This is a genomic window from Rhodobacter sp. P1_C2 (assembly GCF_056406375.1).
The window spans coordinates 161311-184147 of record NZ_JBFUAG010000011.1 but is presented as its reverse complement, the minus strand read 5'-3'; the positions used below and the strand labels follow the sequence as shown (position 1 = coordinate 184147).

The following is a 22837-nucleotide window of genomic DNA, read 5'->3' as shown; positions in this document are numbered from 1 at the left end:
TGTCCGCGTCGACCATGGCCGCGACGAATTCGTGCGTGGCGAAGTCCATATCAATGGCATCGAGGCCTTCTGGGGCTATGCCAAGACCCGCCTCGCCAGGTTCCGCGGCATCAGCCCCGCCACCTTTTCTCTGCACTTGAAGGAGTGCGAGTTCAGGTACAACAATCGGGGCGAGGATCTCACCCGGCTTCTCCTCGAAATCTGCCGGAAAAACCCCCTCTGCTAGTCAAGACCCTCTGCGAAAATTCCACCCCGCCCCGGCGGTCGTTCTCGTTTTTCCCGCCTTGCGCCTTGCAGGGAGCTGTGGCGAGAGGGGCGTGATAGCCTGACCCTTGCCCCGCGCCCCTGCCCCGCTTATCTCTATTCTCGGAACAAAAGGAGAAGCCGATGCTGAAAGGTTTGGGCGCCATTGGCGACATGGCCAAGATGATGAAGGCTGCACAGGAAGTGCAGGGCAAGATGGGCGAGCTGCAGGAACAGCTGGCGCGGATCGTCGTGATCGGCGAATCCGGCGCCGGTCTGGTCAAGGCCCGCGCCACCGCCAAGGGCGAGATCACCGGGCTCGACATCGACCCTTCGATCCTCGTCGCCTCGGAGAAAGAGGTCGTCGAGGACCTGATCATCGCCGCCCTGCGCGACGCCCAAGCCAAGGCCGCCGCCCGCAGCCAGCAGGAAATGGCCAAACTGGGCGAGGCGATGGGCCTGCCCGCCGATTTCAAACTCCCGATCTGACGTAGCCCGCCCCCCTTCATCCAGACGGAAATATCCCCGGGGGGTCTGGGGGGCAGGCAGCCCCCCAGCCGGGTCCGCAGAGCGCCGCCCTGACAGAGTGATCCGAAACCCATGACCGAAACCCCGCGCGACATTGAAGCCCTGATCGACCTGATGGCCCGCCTGCCCGGCCTCGGGCCGCGTTCGGCGCGCCGCGCGGTGCTGGCCATGCTCAAGCGGCGCGAGGGGCTGATGGCGCCTCTGGCCCAGGCCCTGGCTGGGGTGGCGCTTTCGGCGCGCGATTGCCGGATCTGCGGCAATATCGGCACCTCGGACCTCTGCGCGATCTGCGCCGATCCGGCGCGGGCGACGGGCGAGATCTGCGTGGTGCAGGATGTGGCCGACCTCTGGGCGATGGAGCGCAGCCGCGCCTTCAAGGGGCGCTATCATGTGCTGGGCGGAACGCTCTCGGCGCTCGATTCCATCGGGCCGGAGGAGCTGCGGATTCCCGACCTGATCGAGCGGGTCAGGACCGAGGGCTTGCGCGAGGTGATCCTGGCGCTGAATGCCACGGTCGACGGCCAGACCACGGCGCATTACATCTCGGACGCGCTGCAGACCACCGGGGTCAGGATCACCTCGCTGGCGCAGGGCGTGCCGATCGGCGGCGAGCTCGACTATCTCGACGACGGCACCATCGGCGCGGCCCTGCGCGCCCGGCGCGGGATCTGAGCGGGCCGGCGCAAAGGGCTCAGGCGATCAGGATATGCCCGGCCAGTCCCGTCGTGCTGTGCAGGTTGACCAGCGCAATCTCATCGGCGCCGAAATCCAGCACGACATGGGTGTCGACCATGCGGGCAAAGTCACTGACCACGTCCGCCGCCGTCTTCACCACGCCACCCCAGAGAGAGGACGCCAGGCTCAGCACATCCAGCACGCCGTCGAAGTCATTGACGATGTCCTTGCCCGACCCCGCGCTGAAGACGAATGTGTCGGCACCACCGTCGCCGGTCAGCCGGTCATTGCCGCCACTGCCGATCAGCGTGTCATCGCCGCCGCGGCCGAACAGGCGGTTGATGCCACTGGTGCCGATGATCACATCCGAACCCGCGCCGCCGACCGCATTTTCGATCACGCAGCCCAGCGCGATCGAGACATTGCCCTTGTAGCCGCCCACATCCGAAAAATGCCCGGCGTTCAGGTCGATCCGCTGGGCCTGCGAAAAGCCCGAAAGGTTCAGCGTGTCCTTGCCGGCGCCATCCCAGATGCAGAGCAGGGGCGTCTTGTTGGCGGTGAAGTCATAGGCGCCCCCGACCGTGCTGCGGAAGCCATAGCTGTCATTGCCGGCATGGGCGGCAGAGTTGACGCCATAAAGCTGCTGCAGCGCGTAGATGTCATACATCATCAGCGTATCGGCATAGGATTTCGGCGCGCCGGCCTCGGTATCGATCGCGTCGAAATAGCTCATCACCGTGTATTGCGCGCTGTCTTCGCTGAATTGCGCGCTGTTGTCATAGGTGATCGTCACCCCGGGGGCGGCGTTGTAATCGCCGGGATGGGCCAGACCCATCGCATGGCCAAGCTCGTGCAGAAAGACGAACTGGCTGTAGCTGCCCATCGCGATCTTGCTGCCATTGACCGAATCCGTGTTGATCCACAGATCCCCCGCGCCCGCGCTGGCCAGGGTCGAGCCGGGATACATCGCATAGGCCCCCGCCCCGTCGCTGGTCGAGGTATAGGCGCCGACGAGGATCGTCGCCTGGTTGGTGAAACCGCCCGGATTGACCTGCTGGAAGGTGATATTGGCCACTTCCGAGAAATTGGCCAGCGCATATTCGGTCGCGTGCTGCTGCGCCAGGGTCAGCCGGTGGAAGGGCGCGGCATCGCCGCTCGCATCGGTCGCAGGCCCGCTAAAACGGAAGCCCCAGGTCACGGTGGTGGCGGTCTGCGGCGCCGCGGCCCAGGACAGGCCAGGGCGGTAAAGCTCCGCCGCCCCCATCTCGACCCCGTAGCTGACCCGGCTGCCCTCGGTCAGGGCGAGGCCGTAACTCCCCTCGGCCACGCCGGCGAGGGATTTGACCTCGATGAAATAGGTGCCGCTGGTGGTGGCGGTGAAGGTCAGGCTGCTGCTTTTTCCCGGGCCGCTGTTGTCATCAAAGGCGATGGCCGAGCCGGAGGCATTGTGCAGGAACAGCTCGGTATTGGTCACACCGGTCTTGCGCGCCCCGAGGCCCACCGAGCCGAAGGTATAGGTATGGCCCGCGACCAGCGTCACCCCGACCCAATCCGACCTGCCGACGCTGGTCTTGCCGAAGAATTCATCCCCGACCTGCATCATATAGGGGGTCAGCACGGTTTCCGGCGCATCGGAGGTTTCAATCAGTCTGGCCATAATGCTCCGTTCCAAGCTGAGATCGGGGCTTCCCCCCGGCAATGGGGCCAGAAAACACGGGCCGATGCAGCAGGTCAACCACCGCGAAGGGGTTTTGCCTGCAAAGAGGCGCACTTATAGGTTGAATTTTATGAAAAAGCCCGCGCTTTCGGGCGCGGGCTGTGTCGGCAGAGGCGGAGGGGCGCGACCTTATTCGTCGTCGTCCTCGTCATCGTCACCCTGCGGCAGGTTGAAGAAGCTTTCGGCATCCGAGAAGTCGGCGGGCTTCGTCTCGCGCGGGCGCTCGTCTTGGCGGGTGAAGGCGTCGAGGCCCGAGGGGATCTTCGGCTCTTCAGACATGCCCAGCGACTGTTCGGTCGAGACGAGCTTGCGACGCTCGTCATCCGACATCACGACACCTTCGGCGGCCTTGCGGCGGGCGGCCACCTGAACAGCGGCGTCAAGCTCGGACTGTTTGCACAGGCCCAGGGCCACCGGGTCGATCGGGGTGATCTGGCCGATGTTCCAGTGGGTGCGCTCGCGGATCGCCTGGATGGTGGGCTTGGTGGTGCCGACGAGCTTGCCGATCGCGCCATCCGACAGTTCGGGGTGGAACTTGACCAGCCAGAGGATGGCGGCCGGGCGGTCCTGACGCTTGGACAGCGGCGTATAACGCGGGCCCCGGCGCTTTTCCTCGCCGACGGCGGATTGGTTGAACTTCAGCTTCAGCTTGTAGAGCGGGTCTTTCTGACCGCGCTCGATCTCGATCGGGTCCAGCTGGTTGTTGGACACGGGATCGAACCCTTTCACGCCGGTCGCCACGTCGCCATCGGCGATGCCTTGCACTTCAAGCTCGTGCATGCCGCAGAAATCAGCGATCTGGCGGAAGCTGAGCGTGGTGTTGTCCACCAGCCAGACGGCGGTGGCCTTGGACATCAGCGGCTTTGTCATCGGATCACTCCTTTACAAATCTTTCCCAAGCCGGGAAAACGGCTGCGACCGGAGCCGCGATCTTCTCGTTTTCAGGGGGAAGTCCCGCCCGCTATAGTGAAATTCTTTTTGCGAGGAAAGTGCCAAATGCGCCTTATTGCCCTGGGGCTGTCGCTGGTTTTGCTGGCCGGGGGCGCAAAAGCCGAAAGCGGGCGCGGCGGAGACTTCGATTACTACGTTCTGGCCCTGTCCTGGTCGCCCAACTGGTGCGCGCAGACGGGTGATTCCCGGGGCGATCCGCAATGCGATGCGGGGCTGGGCCTGACCTTCACGCTGCACGGGCTCTGGCCGCAATATGACAAGGGCGGCTACCCTTCCGCCTGCCGGACCGGCGCCGCCGACCCGAGCCGGGCCGAAACCGCCGCCATGGCCGACCTGATGGGCGGCGCGGGCCTCGCCTGGCATGAATGGAAGACGCATGGCCGGTGTACAGGGCTCGAGGCGGCCAGCTATTTCGCCGCGATGCGCAAGGCGCGGGATGCGGTGACCGTGCCGCCGCTCTTTGCCAAGGTCACCCGCGATCTGAGGGTGGCGCCGGGGGTGATCGAATCCGCCTTCCTCGAAAGCAACCCGCAGCTGGCGCCCGAGGATATCGCCGTGACCTGCAAGGACGCGATGATCCAGGAGGTGCGAATCTGCCTGGACAAGGACCTCTCCCCGCGCGCCTGCGGCCCGGACCTGCGCGCCTGCAGCCTTCCCGCCGCCGAACTCGACGCCGTGCGCTGATCTGCCGGGCGGCATTTTCCCCGTTAATCAAATCCGGCACTTGTGTCATGATGAAGGCAGCTGCGCTTCAACGCAGCGCAACAGGAACGGCCACAAAGGCCGCCTTACAGCAAGGGACAGGCTATGATCAAAGAGTTCAGAGATTTCATTGCCAAGGGCAATGTGATGGATCTCGCCGTGGGGATCATCATCGGCGCCGCCTTCACCGCCATCGTCAAATCGCTCGTCGATGACCTGATCAACCCGATCATCGGTTTGATCCTGGGCGGCATCGATTTCTCCAACATGTATGTCGTGCTCAAGGGCACGGTGCCGGCAAGTGCGGGCCTGCAGGTGGCGCGTGACGCCGGGGCCGCGGTCTTTGCCTATGGCGCCTTCATCACCGCCGTGATCAATTTCCTGATCATCGCCTTCGTCGTCTTCCTGCTGGTCAAGGCGGTGAACCGGATGAAGGATGCCGCCATCAGGAAGGCCCCGCCGCTGCCCGCAGCACCGACCGGCCCGACCGAGCTGGACGTGCTGATGCAGATCCGCGACTCGCTGCAGAAATAAGTCAAAAGGCCCCGGCAGTCCCGGGGCCTTTTGCTATGGGCTTCAGAGCTTCAGCGCCTCGGCCGCCGTGATGGTGGGCAGGCCGAGTGCCACCCCCACCGCTGCATAGGTCAGCTTGCCGGCATGGACGTTGAGGCCCGCCAGAAGGTGCTTGTCCTCGGCACAGGCCTTCTTCCAACCCTTGTCGGCCAGGGCCAGCATGAAGGGCATGGTCGCATTGCCAAGCGCGAGGGTCGAGGTCCGCGCCACCGCCCCCGGCATGTTGGCCACGCAGTAATGCATGATCCCGTCCACGGCATAGACCGGGTCCTGGTGGGTGGTGGCATGGCTCGTCTCGAAACAGCCACCCTGATCGATGGCCACATCGACCAGCGCCGCCCCGGGCTTGAGCTCCGAAAGCTGCGCCTTCGAGATCAGCTTGGGCGCCGCCGCTCCCGGGATCAGCACGGCGCCGATGATCAGATCGGCCTGACGGGCCAGTTCGATCGTGGTCGCCGCATCGGCATAGCCGTTCTTGAACTGGCCGCCGAAGACATCGTCGAGATAGCGCAGCCGGTTGACCGAACGGTCGAGCACGGTGACATCCGCCCCCATCCCCGCCGCGACCTTGGCCGCATGGGTGCCGACCACCCCGCCGCCGATCACCAGCACCTTGCCCGGCAGCACGCCCGGCACGCCGCCGAGGAGGACTCCCCGCCCGCCATTGGCCTTCTGCAGCGTCCAGGCGCCAACCTGCGGCGCAAGCCGTCCTGCCACCTCAGACATCGGCGCGAGCAAAGGCAATCCGCCGCGGTCATCGGTCACCGTCTCATAAGCGATCGCCGTGACACCGGAGGCGAGCAGGTCCGCCGTCTGCTCCGGATCGGGGGCGAGGTGCAGATAGGTGAAGAGAACCTGACCTTCGCGCAGACGCTTGCGCTCCACCGGTTGCGGTTCCTTGACCTTGACGATCATCTCGGCGGCGGCAAAGACCTCCTCCGCCGTGGCGAGGATCGTGGCGCCGGCCGCGACATAATCGGCATCGGCAAAGCCGGCACCCACGCCGGCATTGGTCTCGACCATGACCTGATGGCCGCGGTTCACCGCCTCCCTTGCGGCATTGGGCGTCATGCCGACGCGGAATTCCTGTGGTTTGATCTCTTTCGGGCAACCGATCTTCATAGCTTTCCCTCCCATGGGCTATGGCCCAGCTTCGCGCCATTTGCCTGCCGATCGGTCCATATTTCGCTGGCAGCGATGCAGAGAAACGGTAGATTATCCTGCATATCCGGCAAAAGGTGAGAGGATTTCCCATGTCAGAGGAACTTGACGCAATCGACAGGCGCATTCTGGGGGTCCTGCAAAAGGACAGCCGGATCACCAATGCCGAATTGTCCGAAAGGGTGAACCTCTCCGCCTCGGCCTGCCACCGGCGGGTGCAGCGGCTGGAGGAGGATGGTTTCATCGCGGCCTATGTCGCCCTGCTCGACGCCCGCAAGATGGGGCGCCCAACAACGGTCTTCGTCGAGATCACCCTGCAATCCCAGGCCGAAGAGCTGCTCGACGCTTTCGAGCGCGAGGTGGCGCGCATCCCCGACATCCTGGAATGTCACCTGATGGCGGGGACGGCGGATTACCTGATCAAGATCATGGCCGAGGATACCGAAGATTTCGCCCGCATCCACCGCCGGTTTCTCAGCCGCCTGCCCGGCGTGCGCCAGATGCAAAGCTCTTTCGCGCTGCGCACCGTGGTGCAGACCACGGCGCTCGCCGTCTGACGCTCACAATTTTTCTGCGAAAAATTCCCAGCGAATTTTCGCAGAAAATTCGTGATCCGATTGAATTTTCGCAGAAAATTCGGGGCCCCGCCCGGGCGGTCTCCCCGCCTCAGCCCGGTATTTCGTCCGTCCAGACGGTGAACTTCTGCAGCACATGCGCGCCGAAGGAATGGATCAGCGGCACATCCGCCGCATCGCGGCCATAGGCCACCACGATCCGCCCGATCCGCGGCTTGTTGTTGCGCGGATCGAAGGTGACCCATTGGCCGTCCAGATAGCATTCCATCCAGGCCGCGAAATCCATCGGCCCGGTGACCGGCACGCCGATATCGCCGAGGTATCCGTTCACATAGCGGGTCGGGATGTTCATGCAGCGGCAGAGCGTGATCGCCAGATGGGCGAAGTCGCGGCAGACCCCGGTGCCCTCCTGCCAGCCCTCAAAGGCGGTGCGGGTGACGCGGGCGTTCATGTAATTGAACTTGATGTGGTTGTGGACATAGTCGCAGATCGCCTGCACCCGCGACCAGCCGGGCGTGGTCTGACCGAACATGTCCCAGGCGAACTGGCTCAGCTTGTCGGTCTCGCAATAGCGGCTGCCCAGAAGATAGACCACCGCCTCGTCCGGCACTTCGGCGATGGGCGTTTCCTTCAGCCAGGGCATCACCGGATCGGCCAGCGCACCGGATTCGATCGTGCAATCGGCCCGCAGCGAAAACAGCCCCGCTGGTGCCACGAAGCGGCGGCAGGTGTTGCCGAACATGTCGCGGTAGGTCGTCGTCGGCACCTGCGGCGTGGTCACGATGGCGGCCTGCATCCGCAGATCATCCCGCCGCTCGTCGCGCACCGACATCATCGAGATCATCGGCGTGTCCTGCGGGCAAGAGACGGTGATATCGTAACCATAGCGAATGAGCATGAAAGGCCTTTCAAAAATGCCGCTCCAAGGGGGCTTGGGCAGTCTGCCCGTCCTGCTTAGGCGCATTCGGGGCCAAAGACCCCTCAAATAAGTCGGCGCGCCCCGGAAATGCGCGATATGCCCGGAAATGAGGCATCGCGGCAGCCGCCGCACAGGGGGCCCGGCCTTACGCGGCGGTCAGGACCCCGCCCAGAAGCCCGCCGATCTGCGAGGTCAGGAAGCCCGGCCGTGCCACCAGATGATAGCCGCGCGCCGAGGTCAGCGGCACCTTGTCCAGCGCCACCAGCAGGCCATTGGCGATCATGTCGTCGATCACCCCGAGCCAGCCCAGCGAGATTCCCTGCCCCATCAGCGTCTGGTGCAGCGCGATGCCGTGGTTGGTTACCTGCACCCCGGTCTCAAGCTGGCGCACCTCGGGCGCCCTGTCGCGCTGCCAGTCGCGCCAGCCGAACCAGCGCTGATCGGCGGAATCGAGGTGGATGAGCGGCCCCCGCTCCAGCACCTCGCGGCGCGACCAGCCCTGCATCCTTGCGGCCAGCGCCGGGGCCGCCACCGGCACCACGGCTTCGGGGATCAGGGCCAGGCTTTCGAACCCCGGCCAATGGCCATCGCCGAAGAGGATGGCGCAATCCACCATGTCCATCTGCATGTCGCGGTCGCGCTCGGCCGTCGTCACCCGCACCGGCAGGTCGGGGGCGAGAGTGCGCAGACGGGCGAGGCGCGGCATCAGCCAGAACATCGCGATCCCGGGATAGGTCACCAGGCTCAACCCCGCAGGACCCGCCGCCTTGCGCAGGGTCCGCGTCGCGCGCGCCAGATCCTCGAAGGCGGAGGCCACGCTGCGGTGATAGGCCAGCGCCAGATCGGTCGGCACCGCCTGCGCCCCCCGCCTGTCGAAGAGCGCCAGCCCGAGGTCCTGTTCCAGCGCCTGAATTTGATGACTGATCGCCGGCTGGCCCACGTTCAGCTCGGCCGCGGCGCGGGTGAAACTGCCAAGCCGGATGCAGGCATCAAAGGCGCGCAGGGCTTTCAGGGGCGGAAGATCATGCATGTCCGGGACCTCGGCCGCGACGGGGCCGCATCCGTTCTTCATCGAAATAATTGATGAGTCAATGAAACTTTCCGGCCTTTTCAGCGACCCGGAATTGCTGTCTCTCTGGCCCATCAATGGCTCAGTCGGCCCAGACCCCAGCGGAAGCTTTCATGTCCCAGCCAGACCCTTCGCCCGCCTTCGACTATGTCATCATCGGCGCCGGTTCCGCCGGTTGCCTTCTGGCCAACCGCCTGTCCGCCGACCCTGCCAAGCGGGTTCTCCTGCTCGAGGCCGGGACGCGCGACACTTACCCCTGGATTCATATCCCGGTCGGCTATCTCTATTGCATCGGCAATCCGCGCACCGACTGGCTTTACCAGACCGAGCCCGAAGCCGGGCTCAACGGCCGCATCCTGCGCTATCCGCGCGGCAAGACGCTGGGCGGCTGCTCCTCGATCAACGGCATGATCTACATGCGCGGTCAGGCGCGCGATTATGACGGCTGGGCCGCGGTGACGGGGGATCAGGGCTGGGCCTGGGACAATGTCCTGCCCGATTTCAAGGCGCATGAGGACCATTACAAACTCGACTGCGGCGCCGAGCCCGCACCCGGCCCCGGCGCCAATGCCCGGTTTTCCGACCTGCACGGCCATGGCGGCGAATGGCGGATCGAAAAGCAGCGCCTGCGCTGGGACATCCTCGACGCCTTTGCCGAGGCCGCGACCCAGACCGGCATCGCCCGCACCCCGGATTTCAACACCGGCGACAACGAGGGCGTCGGCTATTTCGACGTGAACCAGCGGTCGGGCTGGCGCTGGAATACCTCCAAGGCCTTCCTGCGCCCGGCGCGGAACCGCCAGAACCTGACGATCTGGACCGAGGCGCAGGCCGAAAAGCTGCTGTTCACCACCGACGCCCAGGGCCGCAAAAGCTGCACGGGCGTCAGCCTGACCCGCAAGGGGCAAAGGCTCAGCGTCACCGCCCGGCGCGAGGTGATCCTGTCCGCAGGCGCCATCGGCTCGCCGCAGATCCTGCAGCTGTCGGGCGTGGGCCCGGCGGCCCTGCTGCAAGGCCTTGGCATTGCGGTGGAACGCGATCTGCCCGGCGTGGGCGAAAACCTGCAGGACCATCTGCAAATCCGCGCCGTCTTCAAGCTGAAAGGGGCCAAGACCCTGAACACGCTGGCCAATTCCCTGATCGGCAAGGCGCGGATCGGGCTGGAATATGCCCTGTTGCGCAGCGGCCCGATGAGCATGTCGCCCAGCCAGCTTGGCGCCTTCACCCGGTCGGACCCGGGCCAGCCCCATGCCAACCTGCAATACCATGTCCAGCCCCTGAGCCTCGATGCCTTCGGCGACCCGCTCCACGCCTTCCCCGCCTTTACCGCCAGCGTCTGCAACCTCAATCCCACCAGCCGGGGCCATGTCCGCATCCGCTCGGCCCGGGCCAGCGATGCCCCCGCCATCGCCCCGAACTACCTTGCGACCGAGGAAGACCGCCGGATCGCGGCCCAAAGCATAAGGCAGATCCGCCAGATCGTCGCGCAAAAGGCGCTCGCCCCCTACCAGCCGGAAGAGTTCAAGCCCGGCGTCCAGTTCCAGACCGATGCCGAACTGGCCAAGCTGGCCGGCGATATCGCGAGCACGATCTTCCACCCGACCGGCACGACCAAGATGGGCCGGGCCGATGACCCGATGGCCGTGGTCGACAGCCGCCTGCGCCTGCGCGGCATCGAGGGCCTGCGCGTCGTCGATGCCGGCGTCATGCCCAATATCACCAGCGGCAACACCAATGCCCCGACCCTGATGATCGCCGAAAAGGCCGCGCGGCTGATCCTGGAAGATGCAAAGGCCTGATCCCATGACAGAGATGACTTCGATGGACCGCTCAACCCTTCCCCTTTCCGGCGTCACGGTGGTGGATTTCGGCCAGTATATCGCAGGCCCCGCCGTGGCGATGATCCTCGGCGATCTGGGCGCCACGGTGGTCCACATCGACCCGCCGGGCGGGCCGCGCTGGGACAACCCGGCCAATGCCGTGCTGATGCGCAACAAGCTTTGTCTGACGCTGGACCTGAAAACCGCCGCGGGTCTGGCCGAGGCCCGCGCCCTGATCGCCTGCGCCGATATCCTCGTCGAGAATTTCCGCCCCGGCGTGATGGCGCGGCTGGGCCTTGATCCAGCCCTTCTGAGGGCGGAACGGCCCGACCTCATCACCGTCTCGATCCCCGGCTTCGCCTCGGAGGATCAGCTGCGCCGCGACTGGCGCGCCTTTGAAGGGGTGATCGCCGCCGCCTCCGGCGTCTTCACCGACATGGGGTTGAACCGGGTCCTGATGGGAAGGAACCCCTGCTACACGCCGCTGCCCCTCGCCTCGGCCTATGGCACGATGCTGGCGGCTTCGGCGGCGGTCATGGCCCTGCAGGCGCGCGAGGCTTCCGGCCTTGGCGACCAGATCGAGGTGCCGCTGGCCAGCGCGGTGATGGAGGGGCTCAGCTACAACTCCCTCCTGATCGAGAACTATCCCCTGCGCTACCAGACCCAGCGCGAGCGCGAGATCGACCGCCGCCGCGCCGAGGGCCTCCCGATGAACGTGAGCTACCAGGACCTGCAGGAATTCCTCGACCCCTTTTACCGCAGCTACATGTGCCGCGACGGGCGGATGTTCTACGTCGTCTGCCCCAGCCATCGCCACCATGCCAAACGCTGCCTGCAAACCCTCGGGCTCTATGACGATCTGGTGGCCGAGGGCCTGCGGGAGGAGCCTGACACCTACCTTCCCGCGGCGGAGTGGTCCTCGGATGTCTCGCTGGGGGTCTATCCCCTGCCCAAGGCCTGGGCGGACCGGATCGGCGACCGGATGAAGGCAGTGTTCCTGACCCGCACCGCCAAGGAATGGGAGCGGATCTTCGGCAAGGGCCGCTTCCCCGGCGCGCCGCAAAAATGGCTGTCGGAGTGGATCAGCGACGACCACGCCGCTGTCACAGGCCTGATGATCGAGGTCGAAGACCCGGTTTACGGCTCGATGATCCAGCCCGGCCCGATGGCCTGGCTCGCCGAAAGCGGCGAAGCCACGCTGACCCCCGCCCCGCGCCGCGAGGTTTCGGCGGCGGAGGCTCTGGCCGCCCTGCAGCGCGTCCACACCCCGCGCCCACCGGTGGCGGACCAACCCGGCAAGGGCTGGCTTGAGGGTCTGCGCGTGCTCGACCTCTGCAATGTCATCGCCGGGCCGCATTCGGCGGCCTATCTCGCCCGCTTCGGCGCCGAGGTGATCAAGCTCGACCCCGCAACCCCGCTGTTCGACTGCTGGAACACGGTGATCTTCGGCATGACCCATATGCGCGGCAAGCAGTCGATCCTCGCCGACATCACCCCCGGCGACGGGCGGGCGCTGTTCGAGGCGCTGGTGAAGTCGGTCGATGTCGTGGTCTGGAATGCCACCGACCGCCAGGTGACGGCGATGGGTCTGGATGCCGAGGCCTTGGCCGCGCTGAACCCCAAGGCGATCTTCTGCCAGCTTGATTGCTTCGGCGGGGTCCGCAAGGGTCCGCGCACCGATTACCTCGGCTATGACGACCTCGTGCAGGCCGCCACCGGCATCATGCTGCGCTTTGGCGGCTCGATGCAGACGCCCGAGGAACATGCCCATGTCGGCACGATCGACGTGATGTGCGGCTTTGGCGCGGCGCTGGGAATCGGCGCGGCGCTTTACCAGAAGGCCCGCACCGGACGGATCGGCCGCCCCCGCACCTCGCTTTCGGCGTTGAGCGGGCTGGCGCAGATCCCCTTCGCGCATGACTATATCGGGCGCAGGCCCTTCGACGAGCCCTCGGGCCCCGATGCGATGGGCAGCGGCGCGCTCACTCATCTGTACCAGACCGCCGACCGCTGGATCATGCTGGCGGCAGAGGCCTCCGACCTGCCGCGCCTTGCCCGCCTGCCGGGGCTAGAGGCGCTGCCCGCGCTGGACGAGGCGGCGCGGCAGGACCTTCTGACCCGGGCCTTCGCCAGCGCCCCCGCCGCCGACTGGCTGGCGCGGTTGCAGGGCGTCGATGTCGGGGGAGCACTTTGCGGCAGCCTCGCCACGATCCGGGCCGAGACGACGCGCCCCGCCGATGGCACCCCGGGGCTTGGGCCCGACAGCTATGCCTTCTCGCGCTTTGCCGACCATCCGAGTGGGCGGGGCGTCACCCTTCTGGACCCCTGCGCCGTAAGGCCAAGGCGCGGCCGCATCTTCGCCCTCGCCTCGGCCGAAAAATACGGCGCCTCGACAAGGGCGGTGCTTTTGTCCCTTGGCTATGACGCGGCAGAGATCGACCGGCTGATCGCCCAGGGCACGATCAGCGACAGCTGGAGCCAGGAATACCTGCCCAGCTAGGCCTGAAGCGCCGCCAGCCGCGCCCGCAAGCGCGGCGTGGCAAAATCCACGAAGGCGCGCAGCTTTTGGGGCAGGGCGCCCTGCGCGTCGAAGACCAGATTGACCGGCAGGGCCGCGGGCTCATAGGCCTGCAGCACCACCTCCAGCTGCCCGGCGGCCTGCGCCGCGGCCATCTGGTAGGACAGGACCCGCGTCACCCCAAGGCCCGCCACCGATGCATCAATCGCCGCCTCGGCGGTATTGACCATCAAGCGCGAGCGCACCGCCACCGAATCCTCTGCCCCGGCGGCGGAAAAGCCCCAGCGGTCCACCCTGCCGAAGCTGCCGAAGGTGATGCAGCGATGTCGGGTCAGATCCTGCGGCACTTTGGGTCTGCCTGCGGTGCCAAGGTAGGCAGGGCTGGCACAGCTGACCAGCCTGACCGCACCGACCCGCGCCGCCGTCAGGCTGCTGTCGGGCAGGCTGCCGATCCGCACCGCCAGATCGACGTGATCGTCATGCAGATGCAGGAACCGGTCGGCCAGCATCAGCCGCAGGTCGATCTCCGGATAGGCGGCCAGAAATTCCGTCACCACCGGCAGCACATGCAGCCGGCCAAAGACCACGGGCGCGGTCACCGTCAGCTCCCCCCGCGCGACGCTATAGGCGCCGGAGGCCGCCATCTCCGCCTCGGCCACCGCATCGAGGATGCGCCTGCTCGCCGCGACATAGGCCTGCCCCGCCTCGGTCAGGCTGGCGCTGCGGTTCGAACGCACCACCAGACGCGCGCCCAGATGCCGCTCCAGATCGGCGATCTTGCGGCTGACCGTGGTCAGGGGCAGGCCCAGCTTCCGCCCCGCGGCCGAGAAGGAACCCTCCTCCACCACCCGCAGCAAAACCGCCATCGCGTCGAACCGGTCCATCGGATGCCTTCCGAAATATGGAATGTCACGCACCGATATTGCCCAATATGCGCATAAAATGAAAGGGGCTATCTCAGGGTCACAGCGCCACCACGGCCTGACAGCATATGGAGAAAGACATGACCCGCATCGCCACCCCCGCCTCGATCGCCGAAGCCCCCGTTGCCGCCCAACCCGCGCTGGAGGCGGTGAACAAGCAGCTCGGCGTCGTGCCGAACCTGTTCCGCGTCATCGCCAACAGCCCGGCGGCCCTGGAAGGCTACCTCGGCCTCTCGGGCGCCCTGGCCAAGGGCAGCCTGCCGGCCCAGACCCGCGAGCGGATCGCGCTGGCGGTGGGCGAGTTCAACGGCTGTTCCTATTGCCTGTCGGCGCACAGCTATCTGGGCAAGAACCTCGCCAAGCTGGATGACGCCGAGATCCTCGCCAACCGCAAGGGCCATTCCAACGATGCCAAGGCCGATGCCGCCGTCCGCTTTGCCGTCGCCGTGACCAAGGCCCGCGGCCATGTGAACGACGCCGAACTCGCAGCCGTCAAGACCGCCGGCTACACCGATGCGCAAGTTGTTGAAATCGTTCTGCATGTCGCGCTGAACACCCTGACCAACTATGTCAACGAGGTCGCCGAAACCGTGATCGACTTCCCGGTCGCCCCGGCCCTCGCCGCCTGATCCCCTCCCGGCGCCGCCTGCCACGGGCGGCGCCCCACCCCCGAAGGAGAAGCCATGCCCCGTCCGCCCCTACCGCCCTTTTCGTTCGAAACCGCCGTCCAGAAGGCCCGCATGGCCGAGGATGCCTGGAACTCCCGCGATCCGGCGCGCGTCGCCCTCGCCTATACGGAAGCCAGCCAATGGCGCAACCGGGCCGAGTTCCTGACCGGCCGCGCCGAGATTGCCGCGTTCCTGACCCGCAAATGGGAACGCGAGCTCGACTACCGCCTGATCAAGGAGGTCTGGGCCTTCGAAGGCGCCCGGATCGCCGTGCGCTTTGCCTATGAATGGCACGATGCCGCAGGCCAATGGTTTCGCAGCTATGGCAATGAGAACTGGCAGTTTGACGGTGAAGGCCTGATGTCGCACCGCCATGCCTCGATCAACGATCTGGCGATTGCCGAAGCCGACCGCAAGTTCCACTGGCCGCTCGGCCAAAGGCCGGGCGACCACCCGGGCCTGTCTGCATTGGGATTATGATGATGACCACGCCCAGCGATACCGCCTTCTCTCCCTCGGTCAAAGCCGTGCAAAGCCGCAAGGGCTCGCGCAACGCCTATGCCCGCCAGGAGGCGGCGGGTGGCTGGGCGGACCATATCCCCGCCGACCTCAAGGCCTTTGTCGAGGCGCAGACCAGCGTCTTTCTCGCCACCGCCTCGGCCTCGGGTCAGCCCTATATCCAGCACCGCGGCGGCCCGGCGGGCTTTCTGCGCGTGCTGGACGAAAGGACCATCGCCTTCGTCGATTACGCGGGCAACCGGCAGTACATCACCCAGGGCAACCTGGCCGAGAATGACCAGGCCTATCTCTTCCTGATCGATTATGCCCACCGCCGCCGGATCAAGATCTGGGGCCGGGCCCGCGTGGTCGAAGGGGATGCGGCGCTGGAGGCGCAGCTGATGCCCGAGGGCTACCGCGCCCGCCCCGAACAGGTGATCCTCTTCGAGGTTGCGACCTGGGATGCCAATTGCCCGCAGCACATCCCGCAGCGCTTCGAGGCCGCCGATGTGGCCGCCGCCCTGCGCGCCAAGGAGGACCGCATCGCCGAGCTGGAGGCCGAGGTGGCCGCCCTGAAGGCGCGCGGCTAAAGGCTCTCGAACGCCACCCGCGCCCGCGCGCCGCCCAGGGTTTCAAAGGCGCGCTGGCGGCAGGTCAGGACCAGGATCTGCTGATCCCGCGCCACCCGGTGCAGCGCGGTGAACATCGCCTCGATCCGGTCATCGTCGCTATGGACCAGCGCATCGTCCAGAATGACCGGCACCGCCCGCCCGCCTTGCGCGAACAGCCGGGCAAAGGCGAGGCGGGTGAGGATCGCCACCTGCTCCCGCGTCCCGCCCGACAGGATGTCCAGCCCCTCCTCCTGCCCATTGCGGGTCATCGCGGTGGGCAGCAGGCTCTGATCGTCGATCTTCAGCTGCGCGCCGGGGTGCAGGATCGCCAGCAGCGGTTCCAGTTCGCGCAGGACCGGGCCGAAATAGGCATCCCGCGCCTCCCGCCGCGCCCCTTCCAGCGCCTGGCGCAGCCGGTCCAGCGCCTGTACCTCGGCGGCATAGCGCGCCGCACGGGCCTCGGCGGCGGCAAGCTTGCCGGTCGCCTCGTCCAGCGCCTCTTCGATCCCCAGATCGGCCAAAGCCCCGATGGAGCCGCTGAGGGCGGCAAGCTCGCGGTGCAGAAGGTCGCGCCCCGCCCGGGCCTGCGCCTCGGCCGAGGTGGCGCGGGCCAGACCGGCGCGGGCCGTCTCCAGATCGGGGGCCGCGGCGACGAGGGTGGCCACCGCCGCCGCGGCTTCGGCCTGCCGCGCCTCGGCGGGGGCAAGGGCTGCGGTCGCGGCGGCAAGCTGGCTGGCGAGTGCTGCCGCCTCGCCGGCCTCCTGCCGGGCCTGGGCCAGCGCCCGGTCCGAAGACGCCTGATCCGCCTGATCCGCCGCCAGCCGCTGACCCGCCGCAATCGCCAGCCGGTGCGCCGCCTCTGCGCGGCCGCGGGCCTCGGTCTCCGCCTCTTCGGCGCGGGAAAGGTGGAGGGTCAGGCCCGCCTCGTCCAGCTCTTCCGGGGCAGGATCGGTGGCGGCACCCGCCTCTGCCGTGGCCAGGGCCAAGGCCTGATGCAGCGCGTCGCTGCCCTGCGGGGCAAGGCTGGTCAGGACCGCCTCTGCGGTGCGGATCGCCCCGTCGAGCCGCCGCGCCTCGGCCAGCCGGACGCGGGCCGTGGCAAGGTCGGCCGCATCGCAGGCCGCCAGTTTCTGCGCCAGCGCCGTCTGCAGCGCCGCGAGATCCGCCTCCGGCCGGCCCGAAGCCTCGCCGGGGTTGACCCGCAGAATGCCGATGCCGGGCAGGTCGAACCGGGTTTCGGCGGTGATGACCTGCGGCCCCTCGCCCACCTCTGCCCCATCGCGGCGGACCCGTAGGGCACCCGTGTAATCGAAGCGGACCGAGGCCGATTGCGCCGAAATCCGCGCCGCAAGCTGGTCGCATTTGGTCTGGGCGGCCTCGGCATCGGCCAGGCTGCGCTCGGTCACCCGGATCAGGGCGCGTGCGGCCTTGGCGCGGTCCAGAAGCGCGCGCTCTGTCGCGGCTTTCTCGATCACCGCGGCCAGTTCCGCCACCCTGAGGCGCGCGGCAGCGGCGGCGCGGGCCTTCTGCGCGGCGGTGAGCCTTTGGCGCAAGGCGCGCGCCGCAGCCTCGGCCTCGGTCTGGGCGCGGGTCGCGGCGGCATCTTCGCTGCGCCGGGCCGCGGCGGTGGCCTCGGTCTCGTTGGCGCGGCGGAAGGCCTCGTCGCGGGCGGCAAGGGCGGCTTGCAGCCGGGTGGCAAGGGCGGTCAGGCGGGCGACCTCGCCTTGCACGTTCTTCAGGCTCAGGCCCGCGGTCTCCACCTCGCGCCGCGCCGAGGTGATGCGTTGGGCATGGGCCTCGGCCGCCTCCAGCATGCGGCGCGCCTCGGTCAGGGCGGTCTGGCGGGCGGTTTCGGCCACGGGATCGCTCAGCCGCTGCAACTCGCGGGAGGCCACGCTGCGGCGGGCGAGTTCCTGGGACAGGTGCTGCGCCTTGCCGGCCAGTTCGTCGCGCAGGCTGGTCAGGCGCTGCACCTCATCCACCGCGCGGCGCCATTCGCCATCGGCCTTGGGCTTCAGCCCCGAGGTCGCAAGCTTTGCCAGGTCCTGCCCCACCCGGGCCAGAACCGCATCCATCCGCCGCCCCCCGGTCATCAGCTCGATCTCGCCCGCGACCGAGGACAGAAGGTCGCGCCGCGCCACCAGCCCGGCCTCGCGTTCGTTCTTCTCTGCCGCGCTGGTGCCTTCCGGTTCCAGCCCCAGCACCCCCTGCCGCACCCACAAAAGCCCGGAGGGCCCGGCCAGCCCCTGCCCCAGCAGGCGGTCGATCCAGGCCTCGGCCTCATCCTCCTGCGCGATCAGTTTTCCCGCCCCGTCAAAGACCTGCGCCGTGGCCTTCGACAGCCAGCGCTTGCGGAGGCGAAAGCGGCCCTCCGCCAGGTCCACCTCGACCTCGACCTCCGGTGCGCCGCCGGAATGGGGTTGCAGGGCCTTCACCCCGGCCTTGGAGCTGCGGTGGCGTTCGAAGAACAGGGCGTGGAGCGCGTCGAAGAAAGTGGATTTGCCGAATTCGTTGGGTTCGGAGAGGACGGTGACGCCGTCGCCGATCTGGTCGATGCGGGCGCGCTGCCCGGCAAAGCGGCGGACATTGGTCAGGGTGATGGCGCGGATCTTCATGCCTGCACCTCTTGCGCCAGCGCGAAAAGCCGGGCGAGTGCGGCGGCGGCCACCTCGCGCTCGGACTGGCTCAAGGCCGCATCGCCGCTTTCGGCGCGCAACGCCTCTGCCGCCTGCCGCAGGGCGCCGCCCTGGTCGATCAGGTCGAGATCCTCGGGGCGGATGTCGGCGGCAAGGGCGGCGAGATCCGCCTCGAACCAGCCGAAATCGGGGGCGATCTCTTCCAGCGCCGATTGCAGCCGGGCGCGGTCGGCCAGGGCGAGGCGCCCGCGGGCCACGATCCGCAACAGAAGATCGCGGCGCCCGGCGGCGGGGGGAAGGGTCTGGTGCAGCAGCTGTCCCGGATCCTCGCCGGGCAGAAGGTTGATCTCGGGCCGCAGCCAGCCGAAGGCACCGGTCGGCACCCGGGTCACCCCGGGCAGTGCACCCGGGGCGGTCAGCGCCACCATCAGGGCCGAGGCGCGACCCTCATGCTTGAATCCGTCGCCCTCCGGCGTGCCGGAATACCAGGTGGCGGGCCCGATCGAAAGGCAGCCGTGCCAATCGCCCAAGGCAAGGTAATCAAGGCCGGAAAGCCGCGCCCGATCGGGCGGGATGATGCCCGGCGCGCCATCCTCGCCCGAGAAATCGGTGACCGCCCCATGGCCAAGGCCAAGCCGCAGCGCGCCCTCTGGCGTGGCGGCCGACATCGCCTCGGTCAGGTCGCGACCCGGGCGGCGCTGGGTGCAGGGCGCGGGAAGAAGCCAGAGGCCGGGCCTGACCTCGAAGCCCTGCGCCTCGGTCACCGCCCTCAGGTTGGCCGGTGCCTGCCCCGCGATCCGCCGCCAAAGCTCCGAAGCGGCGAGGCTGTCATGGTTGCCGGGGATGACGACCCAGGTGATATCCGGCGCCTCTGCCATCGCGCGCAGGGCATGGCGCAGCGTGTCGGGGGCCGGGGTTTCGGCGTCGAAGGTATCGCCCGCCAGCAGGACCAGATCGCTGCCGCCCGCGCGCGCCGCTTGCGCCAGCCGGGCAATCGCCCCATGCCGCGCCTCGCGCAGGCGGTTGCGGATCGCCTCGGGGTAGCCGCCGAAGGCCTTGCCCAGGTGAAGGTCGGACGAATGCAGAAATCTGTAACTCACGACTTGTCCCATCCTGAAGCGGCGCGGCGCCTCAGTGACCAAAGCCCGTCGCAGGCGCTTTGGCAAGCGGGGCGGCATCCTCACCGCCAAGCGTGGTCAGGATCGGGCAATCGGGCCGCCCGTCGCCGTGGCAGTTGTGCGAGAGGTGTTCCAGCGTCGAGACCATGTCCTGTAACGCCCGCATCTTGGCCTGGAGGTCGGCGATATGGTCGGTGGCGATGCGTTTGACATCGGCGCTGGCCCGGCTGCGGTCGCGCCAAAGCTGCAAGAGCCCCTCGATCTGCTTGACCGAAAAGCCCAGATCGCGGGCGCGGCGGATGAAGCGCAGGGTCTGGATATCGCTGTCGCGGTAGACGCGGTAGCCGGCCTCGGTCCGCATGGCGGGGGCGATCAGGCCGGTCTCCTCGTAATAGCGGATCATCTTGGCAGAGATGCCCGTGGCAGCCGAAGCCTCGCCGATGTTCATGACAGACCTCCCAAGGCGGGTTTGAACCGTTTCAGCCGCAGCGCATTGCTCAGCACGAAGACCGAGGACATGGCCATCGCCCCCGCCGCCAGCATCGGCGACAGAAGCGTGCCGGTGAAGGGCCAAAGCACGCCTGCCGCCACCGGGATCAGCGCGACGTTATAGGCAAAGGCCCAGAACAGGTTCTGCCCGATGTTGCGCATCGCGGCGCGGCTGATGCCGAAGGCCTTGGGCACGCCCGCCAGATCGCCGCCCATCAGGACCACATCGGCGGTTTCGATCGCCACATCGGTGCCGGTGCCGACGGCGAGACCCACATCCGCCTCGGCCAGGGCCGGGGCATCGTTGATGCCATCGCCGACGAAGGCCACCTTGCGGCCCCCTTGGCGCAGGGCCTTCAGGGCTGCAACCTTGCCCTCGGGCAGAACCTCGGCCACGACCTCGTCGATGCCGAGTTCGGCGGCGATGGCCTCGGCGGTGCGGCGGTTGTCGCCGGTGATCATCGCGACCTTGAGGCCGAGGGCGTGCAGCGCCGCAATCGCAACCGGCGTCGTGGCTTTGATCGGGTCGGCCACCGCGACCAGCGCCACCAGGCTGCCGTCAATGGCGGCGTAAAGCGGGCTGCGGGCCTTGGCGGCGAGGCTGGCGGCAGCGGCAGCCAGCGCCGAAGGATCAGCCCCGATCTGCGCCATGAAACGGTCGGCCCCGACCTCCACCCTGCGACCCGCCACCGTGGCGCGGATGCCAAGACCGGGGATCGCGGTGAAATCGGAGGCGGGGGCGAGGGTCAGCCCCTCGGACCTGGCCGCGCTCACGATGGCGGCGGCGACCGGGTGTTCGGACCCGGCCTCGGCCCCGGCGATCAGGGCCAGAACCTCAGCCCGGCTCGCCCCTTCGGCCAGGATCAGGTCGGTCAGCACCGGGCGCCCCTCGGTCAATGTGCCGGTCTTGTCGAGGGCGACGACGCTGATGCCGGTCAGGCTCTGCAAGGCCTCGCCATTGCGGAACAGAACGCCAAGCTCCGCCGCCCGCCCGGTGCCGACCATGATCGAGGTCGGCGTGGCCAGCCCCATCGCGCAGGGGCAGGCGATGATCAGCACCGCCACCGCATTGACCAAGGCGAGCGACAGCGCGGGCTCTGGCCCCCAGATCATCCAGACGGCAAAGGTTGCCAGCGCCGCCGCCATCACGGCAGGCACGAACCAGGCGGTGACCCGGTCCACCAGCCCCTGGATCGGCAGCTTGGCGCCCTGGGCCGCCTCCACCATCCGGATGATCCGCGACAGCATCATGTCGGCGCCGACCTTCTCGGCCCTGTAGGTGAAGGCGCCGGTCTGGTTGATCGTGCCGCCCGTCACCGCATCGCCCACCGTCTTCAGGACCGGTACCGGCTCGCCCGAGATCATCGCCTCGTCGACATAGGAACTGCCCTCCACCACCGCGCCATCCACCGGGATGCGGTCGCCGGGGCGGATCTGGATCACGTCGCCGGGCTTGACCGCCTCCAGCGGCACTTCGACCACCGCGCCGTCACGCAAGACATGGGCGGATTTGGCCTGCAAGCCCACCAGACGGCTGATCGCCTCGGAGGTGCGGCCCTTGGCCCGCGCCTCCAGATAGCGGCCCATCAGGATCAGGGTGATAATGACCGAGGAGGATTCGTAATAGACCTGCACCGCGCCCGAGGGCAGCAGGCCGGGGGCAAAGGTGGCCACGACCGAATAGGCCCAGGCGGCGGTGGAGCCGACCACGACCAGCGCATTCATGTCCGGCGACAGATGCCAGAGCGCCGGAAGGCCCTTGCGGTAGAACCGCAGGCCGGGGCCGAACTGCACGGCGGTGGCGAGGAGGAAGGACAGCACATGCACAGTCCCCTCGCCCAGGGTCATCAACAGCCACATATGCAGCGCGGGGATCAGATGGCCGCCCATTTCCGCCACGAAGATCGGCAGGGTCAGGGCCAGCGCAATCCGGAAATCGCGGCGCAGGCGGCTTTGTTCCGCCTCGCGCGCGGCGGCGGCAGTGGCGCCGGAGTCCTGCACGTCCAATGGCTCGTAACCCGCCTTGCGGACGGCGGCGGCGATGGCGGCGGCCAGCGCCGGGGTCTTGCCCGAAACGGTGATCGTGGCCCTTTCGGTCGCAAGGTTGACCGCGGCAGCCTCGACCCCCGGCACGGACTTCAGGGCCTTTTCCACCCGCGCCACGCAAGAGGCGCAGGTCATGCCCTCGATCCCCAAATCGAAGGTCTCGGGCGCCACGTCATAGCCCGCCTTGCGGATGGCCGCGACCACCGCCTCATGCCGGACGGGGCCGGCATAGCGCACCTCGGCCCTTTCGGTCGCAAGGTTGACCGAGGCGGAGGCGACGCCCTCCACCTTGGCAATCGCCTTTTCCACCCGCAGCACGCAGGAGGCGCAGGTCATACCCTCGACCGCGATGGAAGAGGTCAGGGCCGGTGTGACGGTGTCTTTCATGGCATTGGTC

20 protein-coding genes and 1 pseudogene are annotated in these 22837 nt (G+C 67.6%); 11 read left to right on the top strand and 10 right to left on the bottom strand.

Annotated elements, in window-relative coordinates:
* From AC1DZT_RS18990 to recR, 3 genes and pseudogenes are all read left to right on the top strand, one after another.
* A pseudogene (locus AC1DZT_RS18990) lies at nt 1-226 on the top strand (IS1595 family transposase); the annotation flags it as partial.
* Nucleotides 227-387: 161 nt separating this feature from the next.
* Nucleotides 388-732, top strand: a complete 345-nt coding sequence (locus AC1DZT_RS18985; protein WP_478002984.1) for a YbaB/EbfC family nucleoid-associated protein — start codon at nt 388-390, stop codon at nt 730-732.
* A gap of 111 nt (nt 733-843) precedes the next feature.
* Nucleotides 844-1443, top strand: coding sequence for a recombination mediator RecR (gene recR / locus AC1DZT_RS18980; protein WP_478008214.1), 600 nt, complete (start codon nt 844-846; stop codon nt 1441-1443).
* A 19-nt stretch (nt 1444-1462) separates the two neighbouring features.
* On the opposite strand, the gene AC1DZT_RS18975 is transcribed toward recR, so the two are convergent.
* Nucleotides 1463-3103, bottom strand: coding sequence for a M10 family metallopeptidase C-terminal domain-containing protein (locus AC1DZT_RS18975; protein ID WP_478008213.1), 1641 nt, complete (start codon nt 3101-3103; stop codon nt 1463-1465).
* A gap of 189 nt (nt 3104-3292) precedes the next feature.
* Nucleotides 3293-4033: a DUF1013 domain-containing protein gene (locus AC1DZT_RS18970; protein ID WP_478008212.1), complete on the bottom strand. Its 741-nt coding sequence runs from the start codon at nt 4031-4033 to the stop codon at nt 3293-3295.
* A gap of 126 nt (nt 4034-4159) precedes the next feature.
* Between AC1DZT_RS18970 and AC1DZT_RS18965 the strand changes: the two genes are divergently transcribed.
* Nucleotides 4160-4798 carry a ribonuclease T2 family protein gene (locus AC1DZT_RS18965; protein WP_478008211.1) on the top strand — a complete coding sequence of 213 codons (639 nt, stop codon included), beginning with the start codon at nt 4160-4162 and terminating at the stop codon, nt 4796-4798.
* A 123-nt stretch (nt 4799-4921) separates the two neighbouring features.
* Entirely contained in the window at nt 4922-5350 is a 429-nt protein-coding gene (gene mscL, locus AC1DZT_RS18960) for a large conductance mechanosensitive channel protein MscL (RefSeq protein ID WP_478008210.1), read from the top strand.
* A 42-nt stretch (nt 5351-5392) separates the two neighbouring features.
* On the opposite strand, the gene ald is transcribed toward mscL, so the two are convergent.
* On the bottom strand, nt 5393-6511 hold the full coding sequence (gene ald, locus AC1DZT_RS18955) for an alanine dehydrogenase (RefSeq protein ID WP_478008209.1): 1119 nt from the start codon (nt 6509-6511) through the stop codon (nt 5393-5395).
* A 131-nt stretch (nt 6512-6642) separates the two neighbouring features.
* On the opposite strand from ald, the gene AC1DZT_RS18950 reads away from it, so the two are divergent.
* The gene (locus tag AC1DZT_RS18950; RefSeq protein WP_478008208.1) at nt 6643-7107 is read left to right on the top strand and encodes an Lrp/AsnC family transcriptional regulator; all 465 of its coding nucleotides are present in this window, start codon (nt 6643-6645) and stop codon (nt 7105-7107) included.
* A 109-nt stretch (nt 7108-7216) separates the two neighbouring features.
* Here the strand turns inward: AC1DZT_RS18950 and AC1DZT_RS18945 are convergent, their stop codons facing one another.
* Both AC1DZT_RS18945 and AC1DZT_RS18940 read right to left on the bottom strand, forming a co-directional pair.
* Nucleotides 7217-8023 (bottom strand): transglutaminase-like domain-containing protein, encoded by an 807-nt coding sequence (locus AC1DZT_RS18945; RefSeq protein WP_478008207.1) that lies wholly within the window; start codon nt 8021-8023, stop codon nt 7217-7219.
* A gap of 166 nt (nt 8024-8189) precedes the next feature.
* On the bottom strand, nt 8190-9074 hold the full coding sequence (locus tag AC1DZT_RS18940; RefSeq protein WP_478008206.1) for a LysR family transcriptional regulator: 885 nt from the start codon (nt 9072-9074) through the stop codon (nt 8190-8192).
* 152 nt (nt 9075-9226) lie between these two features.
* On the opposite strand from AC1DZT_RS18940, the gene AC1DZT_RS18935 reads away from it, so the two are divergent.
* Together AC1DZT_RS18935 and AC1DZT_RS18930 are read left to right on the top strand one after the other, a co-directional pair.
* Nucleotides 9227-10912 carry a GMC family oxidoreductase gene (locus tag AC1DZT_RS18935; protein ID WP_478008205.1) on the top strand — a complete coding sequence of 562 codons (1686 nt, stop codon included), beginning with the start codon at nt 9227-9229 and terminating at the stop codon, nt 10910-10912.
* 4 nt (nt 10913-10916) lie between these two features.
* Nucleotides 10917-13433, top strand: coding sequence for a CoA transferase (locus AC1DZT_RS18930; protein WP_478008204.1), 2517 nt, complete (start codon nt 10917-10919; stop codon nt 13431-13433).
* Here the strand turns inward: AC1DZT_RS18930 and AC1DZT_RS18925 are convergent.
* Nucleotides 13430-14335, bottom strand: a complete 906-nt coding sequence (locus AC1DZT_RS18925) for a LysR family transcriptional regulator (protein ID WP_478008203.1) — start codon at nt 14333-14335, stop codon at nt 13430-13432. The two genes, AC1DZT_RS18930 and AC1DZT_RS18925, sit on opposite strands and share 4 nt — an antisense overlap.
* Before the next feature lie 119 nt (nt 14336-14454).
* Between AC1DZT_RS18925 and AC1DZT_RS18920 the strand changes: the two genes are divergently transcribed.
* The 3 genes from AC1DZT_RS18920 to AC1DZT_RS18910 are packed head-to-tail and all read left to right on the top strand — an operon-like array spanning nt 14455 to nt 16130.
* Nucleotides 14455-15003: a carboxymuconolactone decarboxylase family protein gene (locus tag AC1DZT_RS18920; protein ID WP_478008202.1), complete on the top strand. Its 549-nt coding sequence runs from the start codon at nt 14455-14457 to the stop codon at nt 15001-15003.
* Between the two features lie 54 nt (nt 15004-15057).
* On the top strand, nt 15058-15522 hold the full coding sequence (locus tag AC1DZT_RS18915) for a nuclear transport factor 2 family protein (protein ID WP_478008201.1): 465 nt from the start codon (nt 15058-15060) through the stop codon (nt 15520-15522).
* Nucleotides 15523-15524: 2 nt separating this feature from the next.
* Nucleotides 15525-16130 carry a pyridoxamine 5'-phosphate oxidase family protein gene (locus tag AC1DZT_RS18910; RefSeq protein WP_478008200.1) on the top strand — a complete coding sequence of 202 codons (606 nt, stop codon included), beginning with the start codon at nt 15525-15527 and terminating at the stop codon, nt 16128-16130.
* On the opposite strand, the gene AC1DZT_RS18905 is transcribed toward AC1DZT_RS18910, so the two are convergent.
* Genes AC1DZT_RS18905 through AC1DZT_RS18890 form a run of 4 tightly spaced genes read right to left on the bottom strand, consistent with a single transcriptional unit; the run spans nt 16127 to nt 22827 of the window.
* Nucleotides 16127-18766, bottom strand: coding sequence for an AAA family ATPase (locus AC1DZT_RS18905; RefSeq protein WP_478008199.1), 2640 nt, complete (start codon nt 18764-18766; stop codon nt 16127-16129). The two genes, AC1DZT_RS18910 and AC1DZT_RS18905, sit on opposite strands and share 4 nt — an antisense overlap.
* Entirely contained in the window at nt 18763-19887 is a 1125-nt protein-coding gene (locus AC1DZT_RS18900; RefSeq protein WP_478008198.1) for a metallophosphoesterase family protein, read from the bottom strand. Before AC1DZT_RS18900 ends, AC1DZT_RS18905 begins: the two co-directional genes overlap by 4 nt.
* A gap of 31 nt (nt 19888-19918) precedes the next feature.
* Nucleotides 19919-20353, bottom strand: coding sequence for a Cu(I)-responsive transcriptional regulator (gene cueR, locus AC1DZT_RS18895; protein ID WP_478008197.1), 435 nt, complete (start codon nt 20351-20353; stop codon nt 19919-19921).
* A complete protein-coding gene (locus tag AC1DZT_RS18890; RefSeq protein ID WP_478008196.1) occupies nt 20350-22827 on the bottom strand; it encodes a heavy metal translocating P-type ATPase in 2478 nt (825 codons plus the stop codon). The genes cueR and AC1DZT_RS18890 overlap by 4 nt, the downstream gene beginning before the upstream one ends.
* Between the last annotated feature and the right edge of the window lie 10 nt (nt 22828-22837).